The sequence below is a fragment of the Streptomyces sp. NPDC096323 genome (assembly GCF_040302845.1).
GTDB lineage: Bacteria > Actinomycetota > Actinomycetes > Streptomycetales > Streptomycetaceae > Streptomyces.
In genome coordinates this window covers 109,881-114,703 of sequence record NZ_JBEOSI010000001.1, presented here as the reverse complement: position 1 = coordinate 114,703, position 4,823 = coordinate 109,881, and the positions used below count along the sequence as shown (strand labels likewise).

The following is a 4,823-nucleotide window of genomic DNA, read 5'->3' as shown; positions in this document are numbered from 1 at the left end:
CCGAGCCCGTCTACGCGGGCTCTGCCGACTCGTGGCGGAGGGCGATGCCCAGCTCAGCGGCCACGGTGGTGAGAGCCGCCCCCAGGGGGAGAGCGACGCGGGCGACGGCGTGCCGGTCGCCCCGGGTCAGGTCCCGGTTGACGATCAGCACGGGCTTCCCCGCCTCGGCCGCGTAGCGGACGAATCGGAGCCCGGACATCACCGTCAAGGAGGAGCCGAGGACGAGCAGCGAGGCCGCGTCACGGACCAGTGCGCGGCAGTGCTCGACGCGCTGAGGAGGCACGGTTTCGCCGAAGAAGACCACGTCCGGTTTGAGGATGCCGCCGCAGACCGTGCAGGGCACCACGTGGAAGTCTCCGACCTGCTCGTCGGTGAGATCCGCGTCACCGTCCGGGTTGATCGCGGCGGCCACCGGGGCGAACCCGGTATTGGCCTCCTCCAGCCGCTGGGCGAGTTCCCGGCGCAAGCCGGTGGCGCCGCACGACAGACAGACGACGCGTTCCAGGCTTCCGTGGAGTTCCACGACGTCCTCGCTGCCTGCGGCCTGGTGCAGACCGTCGACGTTCTGGGTGATCAGCCCCGAGAGCAGACCGCGCTGCCCGAACGCGGCCACGGCCCGGTGCCCGGCGTTGGGACGGGCGCGGCCGAAGGTACGCCAGCCGAGGTGGCTGCGCGCCCAGTACCTCCGCCGGGCCTGGGCGTCGGCGATGAAGTCCTGGTACGTCATCGGGGTGTGCCGGCTCAGGCTTCCGCCCTCGCCCCGGTAGTCGGGGATGCCCGACTCCGTGGAGATCCCGGCTCCGCTGAGCACCAGCACACCGCCCCTCCTCAGCGCTTCGGTGACCGGCTCCGGATCCGTGATGGCAGGGGGCAGCTCCTCGGTGGGAGCCCAGCTCAGGGTGGGGCGGATGCGCATTCCTCCAGAGTACGGAACAGGCTCCCGTCTCCCGATGGCCCCGCCCGCTCACCGCTCGGGGCCGGCCTCGTTCAGTTCGGGCTCCAGGCCTTCGGCCATCGAGCTGCGGCGGCGGCCGGAGTCGGCGCGCCAGGCCTCGAAGGCCCAGGCGGTCGACGCCACCACGGCCGCACCGAGGAGCCAGCCGCCGACCACGTCGCTGAACCAGTGGACGCCGAGCGCGACCCGGGTGAAGCCCACACCCACCACCGAGAGCACCGCCACGCTCCAGCACAGGGTTCTCCACCAGCCACGAGGCACCAGCGGCAGCAGGACGAGCATCAGGATGGCGAGCGAGGTGGTGGCGGTCATCGCGTGACCCGAGGGGAAGGAGAACCCCGGCGCCCGGGCCACCGGGTCGGCCAACGAGGGCCTGGCCCGTTCGACCACGGTCTTGACCAGCAGCCCTGTCAGGGCGCCGGCCACCGCCGTCACGCCGCACCAGGCGGCCAGCCGCCAGGCGCGCCGCCAGAGCAGCCACGCCGTCAGCAGGGCGACCACGCAACGCAGCGTCGCAGGATCCCAGACCCAGTCGGACAGGAAGCGCAGGGCGCTCGTCCACCCAGGGTGCGCCAGCGCGGACTCGTGCAGCCGCCGGGCCGCATCCGCGTCCATGACGCGCAGCGGACGCCATCGGCCCTCGACGAGCACGAGAAGGAGACCGAAGGGCACCGCGGCGAGCGCGGCGACGGCGACAGCGCCGAACAGCCGGACGCCGAATCTGCGGTCCGCCCGCGCGCGGCGCTCACGAAGCAGCAGGCCGGTCGCTCGCACCACCGATCACGCTCCCGGATCGGGGTGGACGGGACCGGGCCGCCGGGCACGAGCGGCTTCCAGCTGCGCGGCGAAGGACAGGCCGAGAAAGAGGGCTATGGAGGTCAGATAGGCCCAGAGAAGCAGCGACATGAAGGCACTGAGAGGGCCGTACACCGTGTCGAAGGACCCGCTGACCGAGAGATAGAGGCTGAGCAGCCAGGTCAGCATCGTCCACAGAACCAGGTAGACGGCCGCCCCGAACGCCAGCCAGGTGTAGCCCGGCTGCTTGCGCCGAGGGGAACGACGGAAGATGGCGCTCGCGGACATGAGCGCGAGCAGCAGCCCGCACGGCCAGCGCAGCAGGTCCCAGGAGTTGCCGGCACTCTCATCGAGACCGTAGACCGTCACAGCGGCTGCGGCCAGGTCGCCGCCCACCACCATCAGGATGAATCCGAGACCCAGCGGGATCCCGGCAGCCAGCGCCATCACCAGACCCCGGAAGTACTTCCGGTGGAAGGGGCGGTCACGCTCGACCCCGTAGATCCGGTTGGCGCCGCGTTCGATCTGGCACATTGCCGTGGTGACGTTCACCAGCGAAAAGGCCAGACCGAACCAGAGCGTGAGCTGAGAGCCCTCCCCGGCGGTCTGCCTGCTCCGTTCCAGAGCATCGTCCACCACCTCGGCGCTCGGTCCCGCGGCGATGCGATGGATGGTCAGTTCCGCAAGCCTCCCCACGTTCTCCGTATGCAGTGAAGCGGACAGCCCGACGAAGGCGATGACGAGCGGTATCACGGCGAGAACGGTCTGCAGCGCGAGGGCACGGGAGTGGCTGAACCCGTCGGCGTACCGGAAACGGACGAAGGAGTCACGCACCAGCGGCCAGCGGCCGTAGCGGCGCAGCGATGCCAGCGCCTCGTCGGCGGAGAGCTCGTCGCCGGACATGTCGCGGGTCTGTGGGACGCGGGTCGCGGTTCCCATTCACTCGCCCCCCGCCGGCAGGAGCACGGTGAGGGCCCCGGGCTCGACTTCGGCGACGAGCAGCCGGCCAGGTCCCACCGGATCTCCGTCGATCTCGCGCGGCTGCACCGGGGAGAAGCGGATCTCGGCGTGGCGAAAGGTGAAGTACTCCACCGGGGTGCCGGTGGCGTCCGCGGGAGGGAAGCTGCCCTGCGCGGAAGGGCGAGGTGCTTTCGAACGACCGCGCAGCAGGATCCCCACGGCACGCAGCCAGCCGGTGGGCCCGTGCGGGTCGAAGACGGCGAGATCGAGTACCCCGTCGTCGGGTTCGGCGGCCGGGACGAGGGCGGCGCCGCCCTGCACCCTGCCGATGTTGGCGAGGAGAACCGTGCGGGCGGTGCGGTGCAGTACCGGCCCGCTGTCGAGCCGGATCGACAGGGACATCCGAGGTGCCCGCAGACTGCTGACGCCGGCTATCACGTAGGCGGGCCAGCCCAGGGCCGACTTCGCGCGGTCCCCGGTGTTCTCCAGCATCGCGGCGTCCAGGCCGGCGCCGGAAATGGCGGTGAAACGGGTGGCAGGGAGGGAGTCTCCCTCGATCCGCCCCATGTCGATCCGGCGAGCGCCGCCCGACAGCGCGGCGTCCAGAGCATCCGCGGCTTTCAGGGGCAGCCCCAGGTTCCGGGCGAGCAGGTTGCCGGTTCCGCAAGGCACCACAGCCAGGGGGACGCCGGTGCCGGCCAGTGCGTCCGCCACCGCCCGAACTGTTCCGTCGCCACCGCAGACCACTACCAGCGAGGCGCCTTCACGAACCGCAGCGGCGGCCTGGCCACCGCCCGGATCATCGGCAGTGGTGGCGACGAACTGCGCGGCATGGCGACCGTGTTGTTCCAGGACCAGCCGCAGGCGGTCGCGTTCCGCATCGTCCGTGACCGTCGGGTTGACGATCACGACGGTCTGGCCCGCAACGCGTTCCGAGCGCTGCTTCGCCGCCTCCAGCGCGATGTCCATCGCGTTCGTCGGCGCAGGGGTGGGGATGTTGCCGTCGCTCATCAGGGCGCGGCCGACGATCAGGAGCGACAGGCTGCCGTTCAGCAGTCCGCCGAGGACATCGGTGGGGTGGTGCATCCCCCGGTACAGGCGCGCGACCGCGACCAGCAACGGTACGAGAAGCAGCAGGCCGCCGACCGCCTTGCGCCAGGGACCCCGGATGCGGGAGAGCGCCAGAACGGCAAGACCGGCGTAGAGCGCCGTGGCAGCACCCGTGTGGCCGGAGGTGTAACTGGCCGTCGGCGGCGAGGCGTCGAGGCGGTCCACATCCGGCCGGTCGCGGTCCACGCACGTGGAGATGACCAGGAACACCAGCGCCTGGAGTGAGACGGAGACGGCGAGGAACACCGCCTCCCGCCACTTGGGCAGCCGCGGTATCAGGATCAGCCCCATACAGGCCAGGACGGTGACGATGACCACCGTGCCGGTGTTGCCGGCCTCCGACGCGATGAGTGACGCGTCGCTGAGAGCCCCCGTGCGCAGGCGCTCGAAACCCTCGTTGACCTGATCCTCACTGGAGAGTGGCCATGTTCCATCGGCGGGTCCGGTGATCAGGAGACCGAGCCCCACCAGCAGCGCGGCCTGGCAGACGGTCATCGCGCCGATCCGGACCGCGGCCCGTCTGCTGCCACTGGTCAGGGCGGGCGATCGTCCGGGGCGAGGGGAGGCAGCGGGTTCCGCGGTCGCGCGGACCGGTCTCTCGGGCAGGGCGGTAGGCATGGGGCTCCAGACTTTCGGCGTGGCGGACTGCAGTGGTGGCCGGCCGACGGCTCGGACCTCCCGGTGCTCCGCCATCTGCCCCGGAATACGCCCGTCAGGCACACACTCGTGGACTTTGCGCTTCCTGCGCCGGTGGGGCGGAGCTGCACGGCGTCCGCCGCCCGCCGACACGGGTCGTCATGTGCCGAGATCCCAGAGGTCGATTGGGACGGGGGCGCGGCGCGCCTCGGCCGCTGCGGCGGCCGCAGGTGGAGGATCGGTGGGGCGGTGGTATCGAGACGAGCCACCCGGCACCGCACTGCCCCACCGCGTGAAGAGAGACCGGTCATGAAACCGTTGCGCTACCCGCTGTCCCAGTCCCTCCCCGCCGGACCACCGCGACCCG

At 71.3% G+C, this 4,823-nt stretch carries 4 protein-coding genes; all 4 read right to left on the bottom strand.

Annotated elements, in window-relative coordinates:
* Window positions 1-10: 10 nt before the first annotated feature.
* The 4 genes from ABTX18_RS00495 to ABTX18_RS00480 are packed head-to-tail and all read right to left on the bottom strand — an operon-like array spanning window position 11 to window position 4,438.
* Complete coding sequence (locus ABTX18_RS00495) at window positions 11-916, bottom strand: NAD-dependent protein deacetylase (protein ID WP_352120505.1); 906 nt, start codon at window positions 914-916, stop codon at window positions 11-13.
* 48 nt (window positions 917-964) lie between these two features.
* Window positions 965-1,732, bottom strand: a complete 768-nt coding sequence (locus tag ABTX18_RS00490) for a phosphatase PAP2 family protein (protein ID WP_352120504.1) — start codon at window positions 1,730-1,732, stop codon at window positions 965-967.
* Between the two features lie 3 nt (window positions 1,733-1,735).
* Complete coding sequence (locus ABTX18_RS00485) at window positions 1,736-2,689, bottom strand: YihY/virulence factor BrkB family protein (RefSeq protein WP_352120503.1); 954 nt, start codon at window positions 2,687-2,689, stop codon at window positions 1,736-1,738.
* Window positions 2,690-4,438 (bottom strand): bifunctional phosphatase PAP2/diacylglycerol kinase family protein, encoded by a 1,749-nt coding sequence (locus ABTX18_RS00480; protein ID WP_352120502.1) that lies wholly within the window; start codon window positions 4,436-4,438, stop codon window positions 2,690-2,692. It abuts the gene before it with no gap.
* Between the last annotated feature and the right edge of the window lie 385 nt (window positions 4,439-4,823).